We start from the raw sequence: 22,337 nt of genomic DNA, 5'->3' as shown, positions 1-22,337 counted from the left end.
TTTTCTTTACCCCTCCATTGCTCAATCGGTTTCATTGGTTTCGTCCTCCTGCTTTAAACTCAGCCTTAAGCTTAGCCCATAGCTGTTGAGCATCTCCTCTATGTACCATGGAGCCTCCGGCAAATCCATCCAAGCAACAACGTCTTTCGTCGGGAACTCCATCGTTTCTGTCGCCCATATCTTAGTACTATAGTATCTTGCTAAATATATTCCACAAAAATTACTATCATCTGTCGGGAATGGGTCTTTTTCAGGATCCGCAATATGACGCACGATAATAATAACTTCCCGGCTGATTCCATATATACTCATTTCCGGAAGTTTACCCGGAAGCATTTGCCATCCTCTTATTTTCTTCTTAGCCTTCTCGGATGAAGGATACGCAAACACTGGGCAGCTATATCGCGGATTCCCCTTCTCTTTTAGGTATGTTGTTTGGCCTAATGGGCATTCGCGACAATCCGCTCCAGCATGACAAAATGACGATAGCGCTTTAAGATGCATTTCCATTTGCTCGTATGGATCAACTCTCATCATTTTGAATGGATTTATCGGTTCTGTTAACTTCATTGTTTCATCCCTCTCAGTTGTGTTGCTATATACTCGCCGTAACTCATCCCGGCAGCCCGCGCAGCCGCTTCCAGCTCCCCAAGGCGGCTCATTTGCCCCGGCTTTCGCCGCTTGACGGGCTCTTTTTTCGGCCTGCGGGGCATAACAATCAAATCCTCTCTCTTAATTCGGGCATTTTGCTGGTATAAGGTGGTCAGCAGCTTGTAACACTCGCCGTCACAGCTCGCTTTCTTTAATCCGGCGCCGCGGGTTCGTTTCGGCAGCGGAGCCCCGCAAATGACGCAATGCGTCTTGATGGGGTATCCTGCTTTTGCCCACTCGTCCAAGAATTTGAAATACTTGTCCCTGCACGTATTGCAGTATTTTTGAGCGTACGAAGATCCGTAGACCTTGAAGTCGTTCCCGCAAATTGCACAGGTCTTTTTCCAAAGTTTGCCCATTGTAATTCTCTCCCTTCATTTTGCGGATGCCCGCAAGATATTCAAAATAGCTCTGTTTGCCCTGATAGACTGAATTTTCTTGAAAGCTTCGTTACTACTTTTTGCCCCCATGCTTCCACACGCTGCCGCCTTATCTCAAACATTGCCCCGTCCTTGCACATATAGTTGTTGTCCACTTTCGGCGGGGTCTGGATGTAGTATTCTTCTGGCACAGGCTCATTCAGCGCTTCGCATATTTCCAGCAACTGGCATTTATCGTAAATGATATGGTTCCTTATGAGATTCATGTTCACGCCGTCCGCATAAAACGGGTCATTGCAGCCATGATCTTTGATATATTCCCAGTGCTCAAATTCAATCGTCATCCGTTTTATGATGCTTCTTTTATCTTGAAGCAACTCTTTCTTTTCTCTCTCAGTCATAGCTATTTGTACACTTTCCCCGTCCTGACGTTCTTCAGGACAATGCGTTCCACTAATTCAAACCCAGCCGCCGCGAAGGCCATTTTGGCAATGCGAAGGGCGTCGTCCATTCGCCGGGCGTCCGCCGCGTCGGCCTCGGCCTGCAACTTCTTGATGGCGTCGTACGGCGTCGGGTCTTTATAGTGCTCATGATTTCGCTTGTTCATGGAGTATTACCCCCTGTCAGCCGGGGCGGCGTGGTACCGCCCGGCTGGTTCATGTTCATTTTTTCTTTCAGCATCCGCACGGCCCCGGCAATTTTCTTCTGGTTCCCGCCCTGTATAATGGCCCGGCGAAATTCCTTTTTCTCAGCCCGGCGGGCTAAATTCTGCTCGTAGGCCCGGCGGAACTGGGCCCGCAGGATCGGCGTATCTTCGACGGGTGTCATGCAAATCTCCTGCCATCCCAGGCTGTCGACCGTTTCCATGAGCGCCTCGCTGTCAAACTCCGGCCGGTTATAGTAACCGACGCTATGTATGGCCCGCTGCACCTGTCCCCATGCCTCGTCAGCGTCCAGCTCCGCCGTACCGCACGCCAGCCCTTCCAGTGTGGCCGCTGCGCTTCGGATTTCTGCTATGGTCGGCAAGAACTTAGAATCGTTGATAAGCTTTCGAACCGCCGTTTCCAGAATAGCGGGGGGAATGTCGACGAGCATTTCGACGTAAAATTTTAGTTGATCCTTACTGAGTTCCCGGCTGTATGCCAGTTGCAGGAAGGATATTGCCTTTAACGTCTCGGCTTTAGCTATTTCCATCGATTCCATTGTTCTTCGCCTCCTGTTCGTATTCTTCGAGCAAATCCATGACGTCAGAAATGGCCTGCTGTTTCCCGTTTTTTTGCTGGCTGGGGTGTGAGTGCTGAGGTTTAAAGGTCTTCTCGTCGTCATAGCCTTCGCTGTCCCAACGCCGCAGAATGCCGATAATGTAGCCCAGATTCCGCTTGTTCCGCATGACGGCTCTTTCGATGGCCTTGCATACCCACTCGTCCCCATAATGGTCTATCAAGTCCAGAAGCCTATCTTTCTCAATCTCTGAACTGATGGGATGAATATTATTAGCGTAGATTCGGAAGGCCTCATATGGCGTTGTCGCCGGATCCTTTACTACGTCTACTTTCCTTTCCTTTCCTCTACTTTCTTCTACTTTACTTTGTTTCGAAATGTCTGCATTTTGGTTCGAAATGTCTGCATTTTGGTTCGAAATGTCTACATGATGTCGGCATTTTTTCTCGGAATGGTAGCACGAAGTAGACCGGCGAATTTGCAAATTTTTGAAGTCCGATGGATCGACCAATAATAGGCGTTCATCAACCTCTATTTTTTTGCGCCGTTCGCAGGCTTTAAAGTATCTTTGCTGTATGCCGTGCGATGTCAAAACGCCGAACGAGTTAAGAAGGGCCTTATCAAAAAAGCCGCGCTTAGCCAATTCATCCACAATTCCGTTCACTAAGTCAGGGGTAAATCCGTTGCCCGCAACTTTCGCAAATAGATATGGTGCGTCTTCATCCCACTTTAAGAAGTACCCGTTACGATAAATTCGCGTCAGCAAACGTATCGCACATACTTCGCCTTTAATTCCAAATCGAGCGGATACATACTGTATCTTCTCGTCATCGAAAAAGTCGACATCAAAAGAGAAAAAGTCTAGTCCTCTTTTCATATGATGTCCTTTCGCCCCATGGCGGGATAGTAAATATTAGGTGTCGTCTAGTTAAAAGAAGCTTTTCCGGGGCCGTCTGAAGCCGCCGCGATCCGTTCGCTGCGTGCTGTTTCCGTGTGCACGCCGGAAGCGGGAACCATTTCGTCGGCGCCGCCAGAAAGGTCATCGTCTTCCTCATCCTCAAACAGGCTCATCTGGGCCCGCTTGCCGGTAATGTACATATATGCCTCGGACAATACTTTGCGGATCTTATCGGCCGTCCCCGCGGGGAAGGCGTTGGTAACGGTGTCAGAATTTTCGTCGGTCATTTCAACCAGCATTGGCGTATTCAGGGCTGAATAACTGTTGTACTGTTCGATGTAGATCTTGGCCGAAATAGTAGCTTGCAGTGCTCCGTTCTTGGTCGTCTTGACCGATACAGCATACGGAATTACTCTTTCGGCAACATCCTGCGAAAATTCAAAGATTTCTGTAAAATCTGGTCTCAATGCTTCGAAGGCTTCGGCAAACTCCGGCCGGGGCGGCTCGGAATAGGTCGCCTTGATTTCGGCCGTGCTGCCGTTGACGTTATTTTCAAAATTAACAACTACCTTATCCGACGAAGACAGGTATTTGACCGATTTGATGTTCATTCCTTGTAATACTTCACTCATGATTTATTCCTCCTCTTGCGTCTTTTCATCCCAATACGTTGCCTGCATGTCTGCAAAGTGCAGGAGCAGGGCCAGCGGATACTTTTCAAAGGCGGCGCTCACGGCGTTCATGCCGGCGTAGCCTTGCGCCCGGGCGTCGGAGAATCCCATATGCCAGTTGATGGCCATGATTTCCTCGTTTGTCAACGGCATGAACCGCTGGATCAGCATGACCGACTTTTCGCCGTGGCCTGCCGGGAATTGGTCTTGAATCGTGTAAAAAGGTACCTTTTCCCAACGTCCCGTTTCTTCATTCTTTCGGTTCCGCATTTCGACGCCGTAAAAATTGGCCTTGCACACGTCATGGAACAGCGACACGATGGCAATAGATACCTTGTTCCCAATGTTGTATGTCCGGCATAACTGAATGAGGCGCTGGCATACGTGAATGCTGTGCATCGCTAGGCCGCCCGCATACGCACCATGAAAGCGCGTGCTTGCCGGAGCCGTAAAGAAATCCGTTTCGTTTTCCAGCCAGAACAGCAAGTCTGAAATTCCTTTGCGTTCAATGCGCTGATCTACAATCTGCCCAAAAGCATCCTTAATGTTTTCCCAAGATTCTTTTTCTGTCATGTCAATTCTCTCCCTTTCCCAATACTGCCAGTGCCGGAAGGCGGCTCCCTTCCGGCGGCTGACGCTGTTATGTTAAATTTTCGATTTGCTTTAAGATTTCGTGAACTTCGTCCTCCGTTTGATAGCCGAGAACGTCGTTCGTAATCGGGGTATCGTAGCAAGGTTCTCCTTCATAAAGGATCATCACCTCAAACGTCTTCTCGCCGTCCCCGTAAGCCCCCGGACCGCCGCCAATAATAGATGCCCCATACTTATTGGGAAATTGGATTCTCCACATCCTCCGCATCGCCAGGTCAGCATAGGGCCGCAGGTCGATGAATTCGGTTTTATAATTTAGCTCGTACCCAAACTTAGTTACGGTCATCGTGGCGTCCTCCTAAATGTTCAGCGAGTCTTCCAGAATTCGATCGTCCTCGCTCATAGGCTGCTCCTGTAATACTTCGCCGGTCGTCATGTCGACGGCAGGTTCTTCTTTAGGTTCCGGTTGGCTCGTTGGCGTCGCTTGTTCCGTAACGGCTTCCGCTTCAGTGTCAATATAATCGGTTTCGTCCTTTACATCGACCATATCTTTCGCCAGCGTCGACTTGATCGTGCCATCCGAATTCATCGCCCGAACGAATTCGGTTTTAAGCGGCGCGTATTTCAGGCATTTTTTAAGTACGGTTTTCTTCGCCATTTCATCAAAATTACGAGACCAAGGACTATAGGAACTGTTGAAGCTCTGGCTGTATTTCTTAGCGTGATTCCGAATATCATCAACACTCATAACTTCGAATCCATATCCGCCGTCTTTCGTATGGAATACGGCGTAATATGCAACGACAGCGCCGCGATCCTTCATAGCCGGTTTATGCCGCAATTTTGCTTCAAGCCCTAATTCATATTCAAATTCATCGTTTTCATATACTTCATGAGCTTGAATATCCTTTACCTGGCCGCTTCGATAGGCTAAATCAATCAGACCCTTATAGCCTAATTGGAACTGGCATTCCATTGTTCCCTTATTTTTATAAGGAATCAGGTACGCCTGTCCTAGCGGAGTATTAGGCTCTACGCCCAGCTGCGCCGCCTGCATCATAGCCCCTAAAAAGCTGTTTGGCGTACATTCTATAAGCTTTGGCGTCGTACTCATTGCGGACAACACCATTCGAGTAAACCGTTCGCCCGTAAGTACGGACGGCAATGCTGCTTCAATTTGCGGTTTCATGGATTTTATTAAATCCATCATGTGTTTCTTCGGCGACGTTACCGCCGCATTTTTTTGGGTGGCGGCCAGTCCGCCCTTTGTTGTTGCCATGTCTGTTCCTCCTTATAAGCCGATCATTTTCGCCAACTCGCGAAAATGATCAGCCCGCCTTCTTATCCGAAAATCTTAGATTCTATTTCCTTGTCAATGTCGTCCTTCTCTTCCGTCGTTACGGTCTTCTTAGGCCGTCCCGCCCGTTTTTTTTGAGAAGGTATTTCACTAACAACATTCTCTTTGATATCTGTCCCGGAGACTTCCCGGAACAGTGCCATGATTTCGTCCGGCTCGCCGGACATGTTGATGATGACCTTCATTGTGACCTCCTAAGCCCGGAGCCTCCGCGACGGCTTTCCCTGTTTTGTGACCTGCGCATAGATTTCCGGGAAATCCTTTTTCAATTTTTTACTATCAACGGTAATTCGGCCGTCCTGCCATTTCCAAGTGATTTTCTGGTCGCCGATGAAGCCGATTTCATAATCGCCCATCATGGCGCACAGCTTGTTCTCCTGCTCCTGAATGGCAGCCTTGACGTCCTTTTCTTGCTGCTTGAAATTATGAAGGAGCTGCAAGATGTCCGCCGCTTCGCTCGGCAATTCGATCGGGTCGGATTTGTTTCCGGCAAACTGCTTTTCAATGGCCTTTGCCGTCGATTCGCTGCCGTCAATATCCGGCATGACGCCTTCTTTGACATTCTTCAGCCAGAATTCCGCCTCGGCCTCGTACAAGGCCTTGATGTCGTCGTCGTGCCGTGGAACGGCCTTATAGTCGAAGCTGTTGCCGCCGATCAGGACGGCGATATACCAGACAGGAAGGCCCGTCGTCATCATGTAATGCTGGCACTGCCAGTAATAGCTATCCGGCAAGTTATCCTCTTTCCAGTCCTTGACCGAAAAAGCGTTCGTGCACTTGCATTCCAGCCCGGCCTTTTCGCCGACGATCAGCCGGTCAACGTTGGCCAACATCCACGGGTCTTTGATATTCTGCATCATGCCCGCCCGGCGAATCTTCTTCCCGGTGAGCTCGGCGAAGCGATCGGCTACGGGGGCCTCTAAGACCGTGCCCCAGTAGACCGATTCTTTCCCGGAAATGTCCTCCGGCTCCGCTTGCCCGGTCTTTTCCAGCCAGAGCTGATATTTGCTTTTCCACGGGTTCATGCCCATGATAGCGCCGGCGTCGGAGCCGCCGATCCCAAGGTTTCTCGTCTGACGCCAGACGTCGCGGTCTTTCATCTGTTCGACCATCATGATCAATTTAGCATCCACCGTTAATTCTCCTCTCTCTTGATAATTTCCATAATCCGGCGTAATACCGTGTCCTCATCGAGCCCGGACTCTTTTGTCTCGAGATCGACCTTGCCGCCGCTCATCATTGCAAGCGACCACGTCGGAGTTTCGCCCTTCTTCGCCGGGTCCTGACTGACGTAGAACTGGAATTTAGATTTCGTCAGCCGCGGCAGCGGATGAAGGTAGAAGGCTCTCCGGCCATATCCACCGTCAAAAGCGATTAACATCATGCGGCTGGTAACGTCGCCGAGCCGTCGGCTTTTGTTGAATGAAGCAATAAATTCTTTCAAATCCTTACTCTTCGTTATCATTCGAAAAATTCTCTCCTTTCGTCGCTTTCGCAGTTGTGATATAATGACTACGAAAACGTTTTCAAAAGTTAATTCTCTCTGAAAGCCCTGCGGTTGCCCCCGCGGGGCTTTTTCCTTTTCTCGGACTAAATTTCATGGCCGTAACGCTGGCCATGAGATTGTCGAGTTCCGACCAGCAACGTTCATAGTCCCGCTGCTCGTCGCGGCTGACGACGTTGTCGCAGCATATTTCTTCCAAGCGGTCATACATCTTGACCGCTTTTTTGATGGCCACGCGGATCTGCATGACCCCGGAAGCGATACCGCTGACGTTCGTAATCTGCGGCAATAATGCCCGGCCGACTTCCGATTCCTGCGACAAATACGCATACCCCAGGTACGGAGCCCGGTACACCTGCATCATGCGGGCAACGATGTCGTCGGCCGGAATGCGGCCCGCTTCATAGTGGGCGATCGTCCGAAGGGCGACGCCGATTCGTTCGGCCGCGGCCTCCTGCGTCAGCCCTGCGTTATGCCGGGCCTGAATGGCCAATCGTGTGAATACGGAACTCATAGACTTTCACCCCCTTTTCCGTAAACTAAAATTGTGGCCGCCGTTTTTTAGTAGCGGTATATGACGAGCTGCTGCCCCGGCTGTATCACGCCGTCGGTATTCAGGCCGTTGTCCTGCATGATCTGCCAGTACGCTTCGCGCAGATCGACGTCTTCCGTGGCGAACCGCTCGGCAATGCTCCAAAGCGTGTCTCCGGCCTGCACCGTGTAGACCGCGGGCGGCGTCGTAACTTGCTGAGTTGCCGCCCAACCGGCCAGCATACCGACGGCCAAGGTGGCCGCCAGCGTGACAGCCATGCGCTTTTTCCAGCTTACCGGCTTAACTTGCTGGTAACTTGCTGCGTCGTGGCAAGTAATGCCTTGCCAATCATGCCGTTCATGGGTTTTCATGCTCCTTCCCTCCCTTCGTCGCTGCCGATTGGCAGCGTACCCAACGCCATGGCCGAGATTCGCGAAAGCCGCAGCTTGAGGGCGGCGACCTCGGCCTTGAGTTCCTTGTTCTCGTTTTCCAGCCGCCGCCATGCAAACGGCGACCGCTGTTCATAGTCCGGGCCAAGTTCCAACAGTTCAAAAACCTCTTTGGCCCGGTACATGCAGCCGGGAATGCTGTTCAGCTTCTTGAGCCGTCCGTCTTGCTCCATTCGCCAGATTGACGTCGGCCCGCATTGGAAAAGCTTCATAAGGTCTTCCCGGCTGTACGCCAGCTTTTCCATAACTACCTCCTAAAATAACCACGCCCGGCCCTGCTTGAGCACGTCGCACAGCATCGCAGGGATGTTGTCCCCGGCAACGTTGCACAGAAGGAAATTATTTTCCTCGTCGTTTCCAGCTTCGGTGATCTTGACCGTGTTGCCGTCATTGATGAGCTGGAACTTAAAGAACTTGTCATCAAAAGTCAGGGCCACGGTCAAAAGATTCAATGCCTCCTGTTTGTGGGCGTTATCCCGCTCTCGCATTTCCTGTAATTCCTGAAGGCTTATCATGTTATCGGCCCCCCTTTTTTCTTATTTTCGTCATCATATAAATTGTTTCCCAAGCGAAAACTTTCGAAACGAATCAATAAATTTAAGCTATCCAAAAACTGCTGATACTGCCGATACAGATCTTTGTAATACGGCAAATCGTCATCGTTGCTCCGACCTTCAGGATTGGGAACGAAAATATTTTCTTCTATTTGTTTTTGAATCTCTAACAGCTTCGCAAGCCGTTCTTTTGTAGCTTCGGTTTTGTAACTCATGTAATTCTCTCCTTCCGCTCAATTCAGTATCTTTTCAAGATACCTCGTCGGCATAAAAAATATCTTCAATGCTTTTTCCTAAAATTTCAGATACTTTTCGAGCCTCGGCTAAAGTAAATCTTGTCTGCCCCAGTTCTTTTTTGCTGTAAGCTGATTTCGTCTCTAACCCCATGTATTCAGCCATTTGTTCGCAAGTGATTCCGGCTTCAGTTCTAAGTCTTCGCAAGTTTTCGAACAATTTTCTCACCTCCCCTCAATGTATCTTTTGAAGATACTTGTATTATACACGCCAGCATGTTTCTTGTCAAGATACTAAACAGGAAAAGTATCTGCTTTTGATACCTCTATTGAGTATCTTAAATAGATACTATAAGATATAAACAGAGGTGAGTCTATGAACAGGATACGAGAATTGAGAAATAATAAAGGAATAACACAGACTGAATTGGGAAAAATCCTATCGGTTCAGAAAGCGGCGGTTTCCAAGTATGAATTAGGGCTGACTACGCCTAGCCCGGAAATATTAAAAAAGATGTCTGAATATTTTAATGTTTCTATTGACTATTTGTTAGGCAATGACCGTCAAACCGCATCCCCGCCTGCTGAGAAAATGCCTAAGGACATGAAGAAATACCTTGAACAGTCCGAGGTCATCTTCGACGGCGACGTCTACCATCTGGATGACGAAGGACGGGACATGGTCCGGCAGGCGTTGAAGATGGCCTTTCTGGCCGCGAAAGAAGCGAATAAGCGGAAAAAGAAATAGGAGTGCTGCCGCTATGGGGAAAAATATCAGGGTACGGGTCAATAATCTTGTCCGGCGCTGCGGAACGGCCAACCCTTTTCAGATTGCGCAGACGCTGCGCATCCCTGTAAGGTATGCACCCTTGCCGCCGAATATCCGCGGATTTCTGACTAAGCCGGTCCGCCGGAAAATTATCGTTTTGAATGAGAATTTAGATGAACGTGAACAGTATATCGTCGTCGCTCATGAGCTGGGACATGCTCTCATGCACTGCGGCACGGGCTACGCCTTCCACGCCGACACCGCGAACTACTGCCGGTCGGCCAACGAGTACGAGGCGAACCTATTCGCCCTGTATCTGCTATCCCACAGCTACGACATCGACGAGCGGCTGTTGCAGGCCGTCCCGCGGAACCGGGAGTTGTTCACGTATCAAGAAGCGCATCAGCTGTTGTGCCGGTGCGTAGAACCTGATTAGGAGGGATTTTATGAAATGGTATGAAAAGAAGTGGTTCATGTGGGCAGCATTAGTATTCTTCGCACCTCTGGGATGGTTTCTATTATATTGTCACCGGCATGAATTCACAAAAAAGCAGTTGTACGCTATTGCCGGGATAAGCGCCGTATGGTTTATCTTCGCTGTAGGCGATCCGTTACTCAATCCGCCAAAAGATACGATGACCGCCAGCCAAAAAGCTGACCGAGCAAACGAGCAGGCAGAAAAAGAAGTTGCAAAGCAAATGCCAAAAGAAAAGCCTGTTACATGGAATACTTCGGATGAGGATGCCATGACAAACGGAAATGTTGGAACTGCGGCCGCCCTTATTAAAAAGACCCCGGATATTGCAAATAAAACTCAAGCAGCTTCACCGGCTGATGTGTATAAAGCCCCCTGGGATTACTACGGCAAACCGATTGCTCTTTCCGCCCATGTCAATAGTATCAGCGAATTTCCGCCTGATTCAGATTTAGGAAAAATGTTCGGCGGCGAAAAAGTATCCCAAATCAATATGTATGCAGACGATAACATCATTATTCAGGCAATTATTATTGGAAACACCGATGCTATTCAAAAAGGAACCACGGGAACCGTATACGGATATGTTACTGGTAGAACCAAAATGAAAAACCAATTAGGCGGAGACATTAATCCGCTGATTATCGTTGGTAGGGTTTAAGCAGTTGTTGCACTTTCTGCAACAACTGCCGGAAACCGCAGCCGTAAATGCAGAATCATCTAATTTTCTGCATTTAATTCTGCATTTGTCTGCATTTGAACAATTCAGGATTTCTTACCGGTTCAGATTGTAAAAATGGCCGTTTTTACCATTTCATTCACGGAACTATGTAAAAATCAGCATTTTTTACATATAATACGCAAAAATCCCCTGCCCGTTTTGCAGGCAGGGGAAAATTTAGACGCCAATAGGCGAACACTTGTTTTATTTTTCTGGGCGAATTTACAATACAAGTGCAACACCTATAAAAAATGACACATAGGTTTCTGATATAATAATGCTACCAAACAAAATCTATATCTCGGAGGAAACCTATGTGCCACTATCATCATCTTACTCTATCTGAACGAGAAAATCTACTCTTTTTTCGCGCGCAGTCCTATTCTATCTCTCGAATTGCGGCGGCCCTCGGCCGAGATAAATCCACGATCTCACGGGAACTACGCAGAAATACAGTGAACGGCAAGTATCTGCCCATCACCGCACAACAACAGTATGCCCGCCGCCGTAAGGCATGCAAGCCTCACAAGCGGTTAGAGAATGCCGAGCTATTCGCATTGGTTAAAAATCTCTTCCTGGTGCATCATTGGTCCCCAGAAGAAATTGCCGGACGCTTGCAGCTGGAACATCAGAAGGCACTCCTTAGCTATGCAACGATTTACCGCGCCATATATGCCGGTATGTTTGATGAAACGTCGTCCTCCCATGGGTCCCGCGGTGCGGTCCGCCGCTTGCGGCATCATGGAAAATCCCGGCATACCCGGCAATATCAGGAACGACGGGGTTCTATTCCCATCTCTCACGATATTTCGGAACGGCCAGCAGGAGCCGCTAACCGCTCCCGGCGAGGACATTGGGAATGTGATACCATAGCAGGAAAGACAGGAAAAGCCTGTCTGGTTACGTTGGTAGATAGAAAGAGCCGGTATCTGGTAGGAGGCAAAGCAGCCAAAAAGACAGCACAAGCCGTCAATACGGTATTGCTTCAGGTACTGCAAGGGCAACCTGTAAAAAGCCTTACGCCGGACAGAGGAAAAGAGTTCGCCCATCATGCCGCTGTCACGGAGGCCTTGAACGGCGTGCCGTTTTATTTCCCGCCGCCGCATCAGCCCTGGCAGCGGGGAAGCAACGAAAATACCAATGGCCTAGTCCGAGAGTATTTCCCGAAAGGGACGGACATCACACTCGTTCCAGAAGCCTATGTGCAAGCTGTTTTTGCAGAACTAAATCGCCGTCCCCGAAAATGTTTAGGATACAAAACGCCATACGAAGTACATTACTCTAAAAAGTTGCACTTAGCTTGACAATTCGCCCTGGCAAAAAACTACCGCCGCACAGGGAGAATGCGGCGGCCGTCATAAAAATGCTGTTCATGCTTCTATTATATATAGTCAGGATTCGTTTTGCAAGGAGGTGAATGTCATGAATGATATGATTCCCCATGCTTTCCATTATCGGAAAAAATCTACCGGCTGGCAGGTTATCCTGTCGTATAAGGCTGACGGAAAATGGAAACAGAAGTCAAAGCAGGGCTTCTCACAGAAAAGCCTTGCCAAAGCTGCCGGGGAAAAGCTATTAAAAAAAATAGCGGAAAACTATGTCCCGACACCCGCCGACCCTCTTATGCAAAATATCACATTGAAACAATTTTGGGCCATTTACCAAATAGATAAGAAAAAGCAGCTTTCGGATGGATCTATAGATGTTTATGAAAACGCAATATCTGCCTTTTCGGATTTATGTAATATTCCTTTACCAGACCTTACACGGGCTTATATCCAAACTTGCGTAAATGAATCCAAGCTTTCCGCATCCACTGTTGAGCTATACATGAGCAAATTCAAAGTAATGATCCGCCACGCGATCACATTTTACGAATTATTGAGAAAGTCTCCTATGGACGGAATCATTTACCCAGAAATCAATGAAGAAGAAATCCAGACGATTTCCACCAAGGAATTCAATTGCTTATATGCATACTTGCATGAAAATCAGTACATGCTTTCTGTGATGGCTGCGGTGGGATATTATGCCGGACTGCGTTATGGCGAAATTGCCGGGCTGACATGGGCCTCCATTGACTTAGACAAAAAGGAATTAAAGGTTATCCGCCAATTTAAAAGATTTCGGACAGCTGAAAAGACATACGAATATAAGTTAGGGAAACTAAAGACGTCGAATTCTAAAAGGACGATTCCTATGCCTATCACGCTGCAAAGAATCCTGACAGAATATAAAGAAGCGAAATTCCCAGTAGCCCCGGATGGGCGAATCTTTTATTGGCGAATTGTCAAGCTAAGTGCAACTTTTTAGAGTAATGTACTTCGTATGGCGTTTTGTATCCTAAACATTTTCGGGGACGGCGATTTAGTTCTGCAAAAACAGCTTGCACATAGGCTTCTGGAACGAGTGTGATGTCCGTCCCTTTCGGGAAATACTCTCGGACTAGGCCATTGGTATTTTCGTTGCTTCCCCGCTGCCAGGGCTGATGCGGCGGCGGGAAATAAAACGGCACGCCGTTCAAGGCCTCCGTGACAGCGGCATGATGGGCGAACTCTTTTCCTCTGTCCGGCGTAAGGCTTTTTACAGGTTGCCCTTGCAGTACCTGAAGCAATACCGTATTGACGGCTTGTGCTGTCTTTTTGGCTGCTTTGCCTCCTACCAGATACCGGCTCTTTCTATCTACCAACGTAACCAGACAGGCTTTTCCTGTCTTTCCTGCTATGGTATCACATTCCCAATGTCCTCGCCGGGAGCGGTTAGCGGCTCCTGCTGGCCGTTCCGAAATATCGTGAGAGATGGGAATAGAACCCCGTCGTTCCTGATATTGCCGGGTATGCCGGGATTTTCCATGATGCCGCAAGCGGCGGACCGCACCGCGGGACCCATGGGAGGACGACGTTTCATCAAACATACCGGCATATATGGCGCGGTAAATCGTTGCATAGCTAAGGAGTGCCTTCTGATGTTCCAGCTGCAAGCGTCCGGCAATTTCTTCTGGGACCAATGATGCACCAGGAAGAGATTTTTAACCAATGCGAATAGCTCGGCATTCTCTAACCGCTTGTGAGGCTTGCATGCCTTACGGCGGCGGGCATACTGTTGTTGTGCGGTGATGGGCAGATACTTGCCGTTCACTGTATTTCTGCGTAGTTCCCGTGAGATCGTGGATTTATCTCGGCCGAGGGCCGCCGCAATTCGAGAGATAGAATAGGACTGCGCGCGAAAAAAGAGTAGATTTTCTCGTTCAGATAGAGTAAGATGATGATAGTGGCACATAGGTTTCCTCCGAGATATAGATTTTGTTTGGTAGCATTATTATATCAGAAACCTATGTGTCATTTTTTATAGGTGTTGCACTTGTATTGTAAATTCGCCTTTAAAAAACAGCGAGACAAATATCATAAACCATCACATAAAGAAAGTCCTTCCGGATACATCGATTCATGTCTTACGGCATACGTATGCAACTACATTGCTGGCGAGGGGCGTTGACATAAAAACGGTCGCCGCATTGTTAGGGGATACCGTCGAAACGGTCATCAAAAAGTATGTCCATTACAGTGAAGAAATGCGCCGAAATGCTGCGCAAAACATCCAAAATATTTTTGATCTGGAATAATTTTTGCCCGCTTTTTGCCTCTTTCTCATAAAATGGCTTATTTTAGCGGGTTCTAGGCTCATCGTCGAATTGTACTCCAAATAATAACGAGCACAATAGCACAAAACCAAAACAAGGAACCCTGTTATATGCAGGCTTCCTTGTTTTTTTATTGCTCATCAAGTCTTCTAAAAGCAAATGAAATAAATTTTTTGCCTCATTTTTGCCCCGCCCTTGACGGCCATATGATTTCGCCTGCAATGCAAAAGACCTGCCGGAGACAAGAGTATCTCCTCACGGCAGGTCTTTTGCATGTTTCATATTGAGATAAGAGTATAGTAAATTGAGTTAGCAGCTAAATTATATTACCATCCAAAGGGGAAAATGAGGAACCACAGGCTGCCGGCAATGAATACGAACAGCCAGAGCATGAACGTAAACGGCAGGATTTCCTGGAAGCGAAGGCGGAAGGCCGCCAGGTAGGCGATGGCCCAGAAGGGCTGAATCAGGTTGGCCATCTGCGCGCCCGTGCCGTAGGCGTTGATAACCTGCGAAACGGGAACGCCCAGGTGCTGAGCCGCCGGAACCAAGTACGGCGCTTCGATGACGAATTTAGACCCTGCCGACGGGACGAAGAAGTCCATGATGCCGGTGTAAATGAATACGATCCACGGATAGGTCCCCGGCGTCGCGATGGAGATAAACAGCTCCGTAATTTCGTCGGCCAAGCCGGAGAAAGTAATCAGACCGAAAATGCCGGCGTACAAGGGGAACTGGATGATGACGCCGTATACAGTCGTCGCCCCTTCTTTTACCGATTCGATATAGCTGTGCGGCGAATCGTGGAACAATAAGCCTAAGCCAAAAAGGGCGAAGTTGATCGTGTTCAGGTTGATCTTGCTGACGCCTTCTGTAATGACGTGGTCGCCGAACCAGATGAGAATCAACAAAGCAATGAGAGTGTTCAACACGCGGGACCGTTCCCACCGTTCAGCCGGCGTCAATTTCTTCGACGCGTCGACTTTTTCCGGTTCTGCCGTAAATTCCTTGTACAGTTCGTCGCTGATTTCTACGGCCTTTTCCTTCTTAGGCATGAGCAGGTAGTATACGACGGGCAAAGCCAGTAATTCCAATACGAGGAAGGTCATCATGTACGGAGACAGGGACGTCTGGCTGATCGGCACGATGCCGCCCATGATCTTTTCCATAAAGTTGCCCGGCGTCGCTGACAGCAGCGGCGCAGCCTGGGAGATGCCGTTAGCCATGATATTCATGCTTGTATAGGCCATGGCGACGATAAAAGCATAATGGAAGCCTTGGCCTCGTTTGCGGATAGCGATTTCCTTGCCCATGATAATCGTAGCCATGAGGCCGACGCCCCAGTGGAGCCAGGAAATAACGCCGGTAATCAGGGCGAACAGAGCGATGGTGCCGCCGCGCGTCTTCGGCCAGTCAATCAAGCGGACGATGCCTTTGCGGATTGGCTTTGCATTAGCAATAACGAAGCCGCTGATCATCATCAAGCACATCTGCATGGAAAAGCTTAATAATTCCCAGAATCCTTTTGCATAATCTTCAACCAATCCCCACGGCGTCGAGTCCGTAAAAATCAGTGCCAGTACGAAGACGAATACGGTCAGCCCCAATACGAATACCATGGAGTCCGGAATATAGTTTAAGCTGAATTCTATAAACTTATCGGTAATCGTCTTCTTCTGTGCGTTTTGCGAATTTGCTTGCGCCATAATAAGCCTCCTTTATATAATCCGGTATGGCGGGAACCTCATTCTACTTCTTCATACGCCCCGTCGTCTTTCGTTCGTGCCCCTTCTCCCTCCAGCACGCCGCCGGCATGGCAGTCAGGGCAGGTCCCGAAGGCGTCGCCGAATTCCGGAATCAAATCGATAGCGTATTTAAATTTTTTGCCGCATTGCGGACAACGATAATACATAAAACAAGGTCCCCACGTCATACCTGTCACGCTCCTATTATTTTAAACTCAAGATTTCACGGGCTTCATCCGGCGTCGCGACTTCCTTGCCGTATTCTTCAATAAGGCGGCGCGCCCGTTCTACAAACTGGCGGTTGCTTTCAGCCAGCACGCCCTTAGCATACATGACGTTGTCTTCCATGCCAACGCGGAGATGGCCGCCCAAGGCGATGGTGGCGTACATGATTTCCATGGCGCTGTGGCCTACGCCGAAGGAAGACCAGGTAGAGCCCGGGCACAGGGTATCCATCGTTTCCTTCATGAAGACGAGATTCTTAACCGAGCCGGGGATGCCGTTGGCGCAGCCCATGCACAATTCAAAATGAAGCGGCGCTTTCAATACGCTTTTTTGATATAGTAGGCGGCGTTGGCGATCATACCCGGGTCGAAGGCTTCGATTTCCGGCTTGATGTTCAGTTCCTGCATGAGCAGTCCTAAATCTTCCAGGAATTTCGGCGGATTGAGGAACAAGCCGCTGTTCATCCAGTTCATGGAGCCGCAGTCGTACGACGCCATTTCCGGCTTTAATTCCTTCAAATGGAGCTGGCGCGTTTCTTCCGTCGCGTGGAGGTCGCCCGACGTCGTAAGGTTCAGGACGATGTCGCAGTCGGGATATTTGGTCTTGATGGTCTGTACGGTTTCGCGGAATTTATCGGCGCTCATAGTGCCGTTGCCTTCGTCGTCGCGCATGTGAAGGTGAGCGACGGCGGCGCCGGCCTGCCAGCACTGATAGACGTCGTCAGCAATTTCCTGCGGCGTCAGGGGAACGTTCGGATTGTTTTCTTTCTTGGGCCATGCGCCCGTTACAGCTGCGGTGATGATAACTTTGTTTTTCAAATTGCTCATGATAGGTTTCCTCCTTAACATACGATCTTATTCTTTGTCTTTTTTATAAAGCATGTGAATTAAATAGTCGTTCAGCCCCTTGCGTTCTGCTGCGATGGATTCGTCGTCCCATTTGAAGAAGCCTTCGCCGCTCTTGAAGCCCATCTTGTTTTCTTCCTTCATCTTGACCAGCAGGGGCGACGGCGTCGTGTCACTGCACAGATATTTCAAGATGTATTCGTGAATGTTGTAGGTCAAGTCCGTGCCGACCAAATCGGAGTTAACCAACGGCGGCAGCTGGGGCAGGCGGAGGCCGAAGCTGTATTTAACGGCTTTATCGACCGTTTCGGCGTCGGCAATCCCCTGTTCGACGATATAAATCGCTTTTCTCTCCACAGGGCGTGCTGCATGCGGTTGGCAATGAAGCCCGGCACGTCGCGCTGGCAGATAACCGGCTTTTTGCCTACTTTTTCCAAAATGTCGTATACCTGCTGGGCTACTTCGTCAGACGAGCCGTTGGCTTTGACGACTTCTACCAGGGGAATCAGCGTTGCCGGATTCCAGAAATGGGTGCCGACGAAGCGTTCTTTGTGCTTGACGCGGGCGCTGATTTCCGTCGGGCTCATGACGGACGTATTGGTGCAGAAAATCGTGTCGGGACGGCACATGATTTCCAGCTTTTCGAAGACCGATTGCTTCAATTCCATGTTTTCAAATACGGCTTCGACGACTAAATCCGTCTTCTGGCACAATTCAGGGCTCAAATCCGTCGTAAAGCTGATGCGGCTCAGCTGCTGTTCTGCCGTGTCGGCATCGACGATGCCCTGATCGACAAAGGACATCATTTCCTTGCGGACCTGGCCGAGAACATCGTTGTCGGCGATATCATATAAAACGATGGAATATTCCGGATTGCGGGAAAATACCTGGGCGATGCCCCGGCCCATCAAGCCGGCGCCGTACACTAAAATCTGTTTTACTTCCATAATGCGTATTGCCTCCTTGAATTTCGATTTGAAAATATATACGAAATTTTCATGCCATATATAAAGAGGCGCAAAACAGCCATTTTTCCATCGTTACAGTGTAAAATGCCTTTACACTCCATTTACACTGTAAAAGCCCTTTACACTTTTCACGCAAGCAAAAGCCAGTACCGGCAGATGATACAGGTACTGGCTTTTTCATTTCGTCACTCAAATTTTCGTTTGTCTATGCCGTATTCCTTGACGCGCTTATACAACGTTGGACGGCTCATCCCCAACTCCTTCGCCGCATGGGACATGTTACCCTTATGTCTCCTGAGCGTTTCTTCTATTTGCTCTCGATTCGCAATTGTTGTCGAATTAATAATTCGCTGACCAATCATACCCCCCCCCCCTCCTATAAGGGTTATGTCACGGGGAATATCTTTAAGAACGACTACATTCGTTTTACACAAGATAACGGCCCGCTCCATCACGTTTTCCAGTTCCCGTATATTGCCGGGCCACCGGTAGGCGTGAAAGGCCCGCAAGACGTCTTCCGATATGTCGGCGACGTGCTTGTCGTAAATCTTATTATAGACCGTCAGGAAATAGCGGGCGATTTCCTCTATGTCCCGGCCCCGTTCCCGCAGCGGCGGCAAGGGGATGGTAAACACGTTGAGGCGGTAGTATAAATCTTCGCGGAAGGTATGGTTTTCAATGCACTTGCGCAGGTCCTTGTTCGTAGCCGACACGATGCGGACGTCGATCTGTGTGGGCTTCGCGCCGCCGATGCGGGTTACCGTCTGCGTCTGCAGCACGCGCAGCAGCGTCACCTGGACGTCGTAGGGCATGTCGCCGATTTCGTCTAAAAACAAGGTGCCGCCGTTGGCCAGCTCAAACTTGCCCGGATGCCCTTTCTTGTCGGCGCCGGTAAAGGCGCCCTTTTCATAGCCGAAGAGCTCGCTTTCTATGAGGGTCCGCGGGATAGCGCCGCAGTTAATCGCCACAAAGGGACCATTCCGCCGGCTGCTGGCATTATGAATGGACTGGGCAAACAATTCCTTCCCCGTCCCGCTCTCGCCGGTAATCAAGATAGATGGATTATGGGCTGCCCCCAGCTCGGCAATGGTTTTCACCTGCCGGATCGCGTCGGACGAGCCGATAATGTCATCGAAGCTGAACGTCGGCTCGGCATAGATCATCTTGGTCGCATTCAGATGGGCTTCGGTCTGCTTCGACAGAGTAATAATATATTCCTGTTCCTTTTCGCCAATATTGATGCGGCGGATGTAGCAGTACAGCAAATAGTTCCGTTTATGGACAAAATCGGGGCAGCCCGAGCTGACCAGCTCGTAGCAGTACGTTTCGCCGTTCTTCGTATTGGCGGCGATTTTATCCATAGACAGCTTCGAGTCAAAATACGGGCAGACGTTCGTCCCCGGCACATCCTTCAAGTCCTTCTTGATTCCCAGCAATTTCACAGCGCCTTCATTGATGACCTTGACCGTTCCCTCTTCATTACAGTAAATGATACCCGTCTTAATGCTGTCCAGCGTCGTATATAGCCGGGAGTTTACTTTTTTCAGGGATTGACTCATGGCGTACAGGCGCTTCGTCGCTTTTTCCAATGCATACTGCTTGGAAATGGCTTCCGCCGCGATGACGGCCAATCCCAGCGTATGCAGATGGGAATACCACCAATGGCCCGATACGGCGATAAAGCCTAAAATCTCCTTCGTCTCTGGGTCGACGATAGGGCAGGCGCCGCCGGCCAGGTTGTCGTCGATAGACGAGGCGTGTTCCGTCGACACGATAATGAAGGGCTTTTTGTAGGTAAAGACCAGGTGAAACAACCCTCCATAGGGAACGTCGCTCCCCCGGTTGGAGCCTTCGATAAGTCCCGTCGCCGCCAGTTCCTTCAGCATCGTATCCGAGCCGACCAGCTTTAAGATGACGCCGTCGCGATCCAATAGGGTAATCCAAAAGGTATCGTTCTGTAAAAACGTATACAACCGCTCCATATACGGCACGGCAATAGCCAGCAGCTCTTCCTCCTTCTGCGTGCGCAGGTACAAGTCCGTCACGACGGGCTTTTTGAAATCCGGCGTGCGGTAGCCTCTGTCGTAGGATACCTTCCAGCCGTGTAAAATTTCTTCCCGCACGTCTGTAATGCCGTCAAAGCTGCCGCTGGCAAAAAATTTCGCCCGCATGTTGCCGACATGGAGAATATGCTGCGGGTTAAATAGATTTTTTATATCTAGTTTTGTCAACTGTATCGTCACGCTCCTCTATCCGACAAATTACCGTTATCTCATATACAATATTATACCATTCCTTTCGGCTATTGACTGCATTTTTGCCCTTCATACCGCCAAATAGGAGTCCAATTTCATGAAATGAACTTTCACATGACAAAAAACGCCCCGATAGAAAATCATGTCTTCACGATTTCCTATCGGGGCGCTGCGTATGCATTTATTGATTCCAAAACATTAGTCGGCGCTGATGACTTTACCGGGGTTTAAAATCCAGTTGGGGTCGATAGCCCGTTTAATGGACTTCATGAGTTCCAGCTCTACCGGGTCGGTGTATTTTTCCATGTAGTCGAGACGCTTAAAGCCGATGCCGTGTTCGCCGGACAAGCGGCCGCCTAAGCCGTATACGTATTTATAGGCGACGTCGCGGAATTCTTCCAGCTGTTTTTCCCATTCCTCATCGCTCATATCGCATTTTAGGATTTGGAAATGGAGGTTGCCGTCGCCGGCGTGAGCCAGGCAGAATACGCGGAAGTCGTATTTCTTGCTTTCTTCGACTAAGGACTGTATGCAGTCGGCAATCTTCGTGACCGGTACGACCAAATCTTCCGACGTGGCGACCTTGGAGAACACCCGCGTGCTTTCCAGGCAGTTGCGGCGAACTGTCCACACTCTGTCGTCGGCTTCTACGACGTCCGTTGCGCCGCAGGCTTCGCAAATGGCCGCCAATTTTTCCATCTTGTCGTCCAGTTCGTCTTCATTGAACGTTTCAATCGAAATGATATCGTAGTAACCGTCTTCATAATGAGGCAGGCGCAGATCGCTGTAATCGCTGGCGCTGCGGACGAAGTTGTTGTCCATAAATTCGACGGACGTCGGATTGAGGCCGGCTTTGATCAAGTTCGGCACCAGAGCCGTGGCTTTGCCCAGGTCGGTAAAGACGGCCAATACGTCAAGGCGGTACGGGCACAGGGGGACGAGCTTCAGCGTCGCCTTCGTAATGATGCCCAGCGTGCCTTCCGAGCCGATGACCAGCTGGTCGAGGCAGAAGCCTGTCGAGCACTTTTTCAGCGGCGCGCCGAGGTTGGCGATCTTGCCGTTCGGCAGGACGACTTCAATGGCGTATACCTGATGACGGGTCGTGCCATAGCGCACAGCTTTGTTGCCGCCGGCGTTGGTAGCCAGGTTGCCGCCGATGAGGCAGCTGTCGGAGCTGCACGGGTCGCCGGCGTACAGCAGGCCTTTAGATTTAGCCAAATTTTGAATGTCGATCGTACGCACGCCCGCTTCGACAACCATGTACATGCCTTCTTCGTTGACTTCCAAAATGCGGTTCATCCGTTCCATCAGCAGGACGATGCCATGGTATACCGGCACGGCGCCGCAGCTGACGCTGGTGCCGGCGCTTCGCGGCGTAACGGGAACGTTGTACTTGTTGGCGATCTTGACGATTTCGGCCACTTCTTCCGTATTAGCCGGCAGCACGACGACTTCAGGCGTGCGCCAATACGACGGAGCCAGGCTTTCATCAGATTTATACACGTCTAATACGTCGGGCGCCGTTTTGACGTATTTTTCCCCGACGACGTCCTGAAGCGCCTTGACGACTTCTGCTGTAACTGGATTGTATTGTTTCATAACTAACTGCATCCCCTTTTTTACGATATACTGCAACTTCCGTTTCTGCAGCTG

General features: G+C 49.6%; 31 protein-coding genes and 3 pseudogenes. 7 read left to right on the top strand and 27 right to left on the bottom strand.

Going from position 1 to position 22,337, the window contains the following annotated elements; genetic code table 11:
- Window positions 1-21: 21 nt before the first annotated feature.
- The 19 genes from DKB62_RS09865 to DKB62_RS09780 form a co-directional block, all read right to left on the bottom strand.
- Entirely contained in the window at window positions 22-570 is a 549-nt protein-coding gene (locus tag DKB62_RS09865) for a hypothetical protein (RefSeq protein ID WP_107196343.1), read from the bottom strand.
- A complete protein-coding gene (locus DKB62_RS09860; RefSeq protein WP_107196344.1) occupies window positions 567-1,010 on the bottom strand; it encodes a hypothetical protein in 444 nt (147 codons plus the stop codon). The genes DKB62_RS09865 and DKB62_RS09860 overlap by 4 nt, the downstream gene beginning before the upstream one ends.
- 41 nt (window positions 1,011-1,051) lie before the next feature.
- Window positions 1,052-1,432: a hypothetical protein gene (locus tag DKB62_RS09855; RefSeq protein WP_107196345.1), complete on the bottom strand. Its 381-nt coding sequence runs from the start codon at window positions 1,430-1,432 to the stop codon at window positions 1,052-1,054.
- 2 nt (window positions 1,433-1,434) lie between these two features.
- Window positions 1,435-1,638 (bottom strand): hypothetical protein, encoded by a 204-nt coding sequence (locus DKB62_RS09850; protein ID WP_107196346.1) that lies wholly within the window; start codon window positions 1,636-1,638, stop codon window positions 1,435-1,437.
- Window positions 1,635-2,234, bottom strand: a complete 600-nt coding sequence (locus DKB62_RS09845; RefSeq protein ID WP_107196347.1) for a replicative helicase loader/inhibitor — start codon at window positions 2,232-2,234, stop codon at window positions 1,635-1,637. Before DKB62_RS09845 ends, DKB62_RS09850 begins: the two co-directional genes overlap by 4 nt.
- Window positions 2,212-3,129 carry a Lin1244/Lin1753 domain-containing protein gene (locus DKB62_RS09840; protein WP_107196348.1) on the bottom strand — a complete coding sequence of 306 codons (918 nt, stop codon included), beginning with the start codon at window positions 3,127-3,129 and terminating at the stop codon, window positions 2,212-2,214. The genes DKB62_RS09845 and DKB62_RS09840 overlap by 23 nt, the downstream gene beginning before the upstream one ends.
- A 47-nt stretch (window positions 3,130-3,176) precedes the next feature.
- Window positions 3,177-3,782 (bottom strand): hypothetical protein, encoded by a 606-nt coding sequence (locus DKB62_RS09835; protein WP_107196349.1) that lies wholly within the window; start codon window positions 3,780-3,782, stop codon window positions 3,177-3,179.
- Between the two features lie 3 nt (window positions 3,783-3,785).
- The gene (locus DKB62_RS09830; RefSeq protein ID WP_107196350.1) at window positions 3,786-4,394 is read right to left on the bottom strand and encodes a hydrolase; all 609 of its coding nucleotides are present in this window, start codon (window positions 4,392-4,394) and stop codon (window positions 3,786-3,788) included.
- 67 nt (window positions 4,395-4,461) lie between these two features.
- Window positions 4,462-4,758, bottom strand: coding sequence for a hypothetical protein (locus tag DKB62_RS09825; protein WP_107196351.1), 297 nt, complete (start codon window positions 4,756-4,758; stop codon window positions 4,462-4,464).
- Window positions 4,759-4,770: 12 nt separating this feature from the next.
- Window positions 4,771-5,691 carry a recombinase RecT gene (locus DKB62_RS09820; RefSeq protein ID WP_107196352.1) on the bottom strand — a complete coding sequence of 307 codons (921 nt, stop codon included), beginning with the start codon at window positions 5,689-5,691 and terminating at the stop codon, window positions 4,771-4,773.
- Between the two features lie 62 nt (window positions 5,692-5,753).
- Complete coding sequence (locus DKB62_RS09815; protein WP_107196353.1) at window positions 5,754-5,954, bottom strand: hypothetical protein; 201 nt, start codon at window positions 5,952-5,954, stop codon at window positions 5,754-5,756.
- A 9-nt stretch (window positions 5,955-5,963) separates the two neighbouring features.
- Window positions 5,964-6,902, bottom strand: a complete 939-nt coding sequence (locus DKB62_RS09810; RefSeq protein WP_198643519.1) for a YqaJ viral recombinase family nuclease — start codon at window positions 6,900-6,902, stop codon at window positions 5,964-5,966.
- 2 nt (window positions 6,903-6,904) lie between these two features.
- Window positions 6,905-7,234 (bottom strand): hypothetical protein, encoded by a 330-nt coding sequence (locus DKB62_RS09805; RefSeq protein ID WP_107196354.1) that lies wholly within the window; start codon window positions 7,232-7,234, stop codon window positions 6,905-6,907.
- Between the two features lie 61 nt (window positions 7,235-7,295).
- On the bottom strand, window positions 7,296-7,787 hold the full coding sequence (locus DKB62_RS09800) for a helix-turn-helix domain-containing protein (protein WP_107196355.1): 492 nt from the start codon (window positions 7,785-7,787) through the stop codon (window positions 7,296-7,298).
- A gap of 47 nt (window positions 7,788-7,834) precedes the next feature.
- Window positions 7,835-8,176, bottom strand: coding sequence for a LysM peptidoglycan-binding domain-containing protein (locus DKB62_RS09795; protein WP_198643520.1), 342 nt, complete (start codon window positions 8,174-8,176; stop codon window positions 7,835-7,837).
- The gene (locus DKB62_RS12725) at window positions 8,173-8,499 is read right to left on the bottom strand and encodes a hypothetical protein (RefSeq protein ID WP_198643521.1); all 327 of its coding nucleotides are present in this window, start codon (window positions 8,497-8,499) and stop codon (window positions 8,173-8,175) included. The genes DKB62_RS09795 and DKB62_RS12725 overlap by 4 nt, the downstream gene beginning before the upstream one ends.
- A gap of 9 nt (window positions 8,500-8,508) precedes the next feature.
- Entirely contained in the window at window positions 8,509-8,769 is a 261-nt protein-coding gene (locus DKB62_RS09790; RefSeq protein ID WP_107196357.1) for a hypothetical protein, read from the bottom strand.
- A complete protein-coding gene (locus tag DKB62_RS09785) occupies window positions 8,766-9,023 on the bottom strand; it encodes a hypothetical protein (RefSeq protein ID WP_107196358.1) in 258 nt (85 codons plus the stop codon). Before DKB62_RS09785 ends, DKB62_RS09790 begins: the two co-directional genes overlap by 4 nt.
- Window positions 9,024-9,057: 34 nt before the next feature.
- Window positions 9,058-9,261 (bottom strand): helix-turn-helix transcriptional regulator, encoded by a 204-nt coding sequence (locus DKB62_RS09780; RefSeq protein WP_107196359.1) that lies wholly within the window; start codon window positions 9,259-9,261, stop codon window positions 9,058-9,060.
- Between the two features lie 156 nt (window positions 9,262-9,417).
- Here DKB62_RS09780 and DKB62_RS12840 point away from each other — a divergent pair.
- The 6 genes and pseudogenes from DKB62_RS12840 to DKB62_RS09755 form a co-directional block, all read left to right on the top strand.
- Window positions 9,418-9,582 (top strand): annotated as a pseudogene (locus DKB62_RS12840) (helix-turn-helix domain-containing protein); the annotation flags it as partial.
- A gap of 63 nt (window positions 9,583-9,645) precedes the next feature.
- Entirely contained in the window at window positions 9,646-9,789 is a 144-nt protein-coding gene (locus DKB62_RS12835; protein ID WP_232818819.1) for a hypothetical protein, read from the top strand.
- 13 nt (window positions 9,790-9,802) lie between these two features.
- Window positions 9,803-10,246, top strand: a complete 444-nt coding sequence (locus tag DKB62_RS09770) for an ImmA/IrrE family metallo-endopeptidase (RefSeq protein ID WP_107196361.1) — start codon at window positions 9,803-9,805, stop codon at window positions 10,244-10,246.
- Window positions 10,247-10,256: 10 nt separating this feature from the next.
- Entirely contained in the window at window positions 10,257-10,946 is a 690-nt protein-coding gene (locus DKB62_RS09765; RefSeq protein WP_107196362.1) for a hypothetical protein, read from the top strand.
- 374 nt (window positions 10,947-11,320) lie between these two features.
- A complete protein-coding gene (locus tag DKB62_RS09760) occupies window positions 11,321-12,310 on the top strand; it encodes an IS30 family transposase (RefSeq protein ID WP_107196804.1) in 990 nt (329 codons plus the stop codon).
- Window positions 12,311-12,428: 118 nt separating this feature from the next.
- Window positions 12,429-13,319, top strand: coding sequence for an Arm DNA-binding domain-containing protein (locus DKB62_RS09755; protein ID WP_107196849.1), 891 nt, complete (start codon window positions 12,429-12,431; stop codon window positions 13,317-13,319).
- On the opposite strand, the pseudogene DKB62_RS09750 reads toward DKB62_RS09755, so the two are convergent.
- A pseudogene (locus DKB62_RS09750) lies at window positions 13,297-14,285 on the bottom strand (IS30 family transposase). The gene DKB62_RS09755 and the pseudogene DKB62_RS09750 overlap by 23 nt on opposite strands.
- A 43-nt stretch (window positions 14,286-14,328) precedes the next feature.
- Here DKB62_RS09750 and DKB62_RS12920 point away from each other — a divergent pair.
- Complete coding sequence (locus DKB62_RS12920) at window positions 14,329-14,628, top strand: tyrosine-type recombinase/integrase (protein ID WP_107196174.1); 300 nt, start codon at window positions 14,329-14,331, stop codon at window positions 14,626-14,628.
- Between the two features lie 344 nt (window positions 14,629-14,972).
- On the opposite strand, the gene DKB62_RS09740 is transcribed toward DKB62_RS12920, so the two are convergent.
- From DKB62_RS09740 to DKB62_RS09715, 7 genes and pseudogenes are all read right to left on the bottom strand, one after another.
- Entirely contained in the window at window positions 14,973-16,352 is a 1,380-nt protein-coding gene (locus DKB62_RS09740; RefSeq protein ID WP_107196175.1) for a short-chain fatty acid transporter, read from the bottom strand.
- Window positions 16,353-16,390: 38 nt separating this feature from the next.
- On the bottom strand, window positions 16,391-16,558 hold the full coding sequence (locus DKB62_RS09735) for a transcription initiation factor IIE subunit alpha family protein (protein WP_204967436.1): 168 nt from the start codon (window positions 16,556-16,558) through the stop codon (window positions 16,391-16,393).
- Between the two features lie 37 nt (window positions 16,559-16,595).
- Window positions 16,596-17,443: pseudogene (locus DKB62_RS12820) on the bottom strand (beta-keto acid cleavage family enzyme).
- 27 nt (window positions 17,444-17,470) lie between these two features.
- A complete protein-coding gene (locus DKB62_RS12710) occupies window positions 17,471-17,782 on the bottom strand; it encodes a 3-hydroxyacyl-CoA dehydrogenase family protein (RefSeq protein ID WP_232818804.1) in 312 nt (103 codons plus the stop codon).
- Window positions 17,677-18,408 carry a 3-hydroxyacyl-CoA dehydrogenase family protein gene (locus DKB62_RS09725; RefSeq protein WP_198643504.1) on the bottom strand — a complete coding sequence of 244 codons (732 nt, stop codon included), beginning with the start codon at window positions 18,406-18,408 and terminating at the stop codon, window positions 17,677-17,679. Before DKB62_RS09725 ends, DKB62_RS12710 begins: the two co-directional genes overlap by 106 nt.
- Window positions 18,409-18,614: 206 nt before the next feature.
- Complete coding sequence (locus DKB62_RS09720; protein ID WP_115759901.1) at window positions 18,615-20,660, bottom strand: sigma-54 interaction domain-containing protein; 2,046 nt, start codon at window positions 20,658-20,660, stop codon at window positions 18,615-18,617.
- A 222-nt stretch (window positions 20,661-20,882) separates the two neighbouring features.
- Complete coding sequence (locus DKB62_RS09715) at window positions 20,883-22,283, bottom strand: FAD-binding oxidoreductase (protein WP_107196178.1); 1,401 nt, start codon at window positions 22,281-22,283, stop codon at window positions 20,883-20,885.
- Window positions 22,284-22,337 lie beyond the last annotated feature (54 nt).

The sequence above is a fragment of the Megasphaera stantonii genome, from assembly GCF_003367905.1.
In the GTDB taxonomy this organism is placed as follows: Bacteria; Bacillota; Negativicutes; order Veillonellales; family Megasphaeraceae; genus Megasphaera; species Megasphaera stantonii.
Note: the sequence above shows the minus strand (reverse complement) of the source record. Positions and strands in the feature narration are given on the sequence as shown.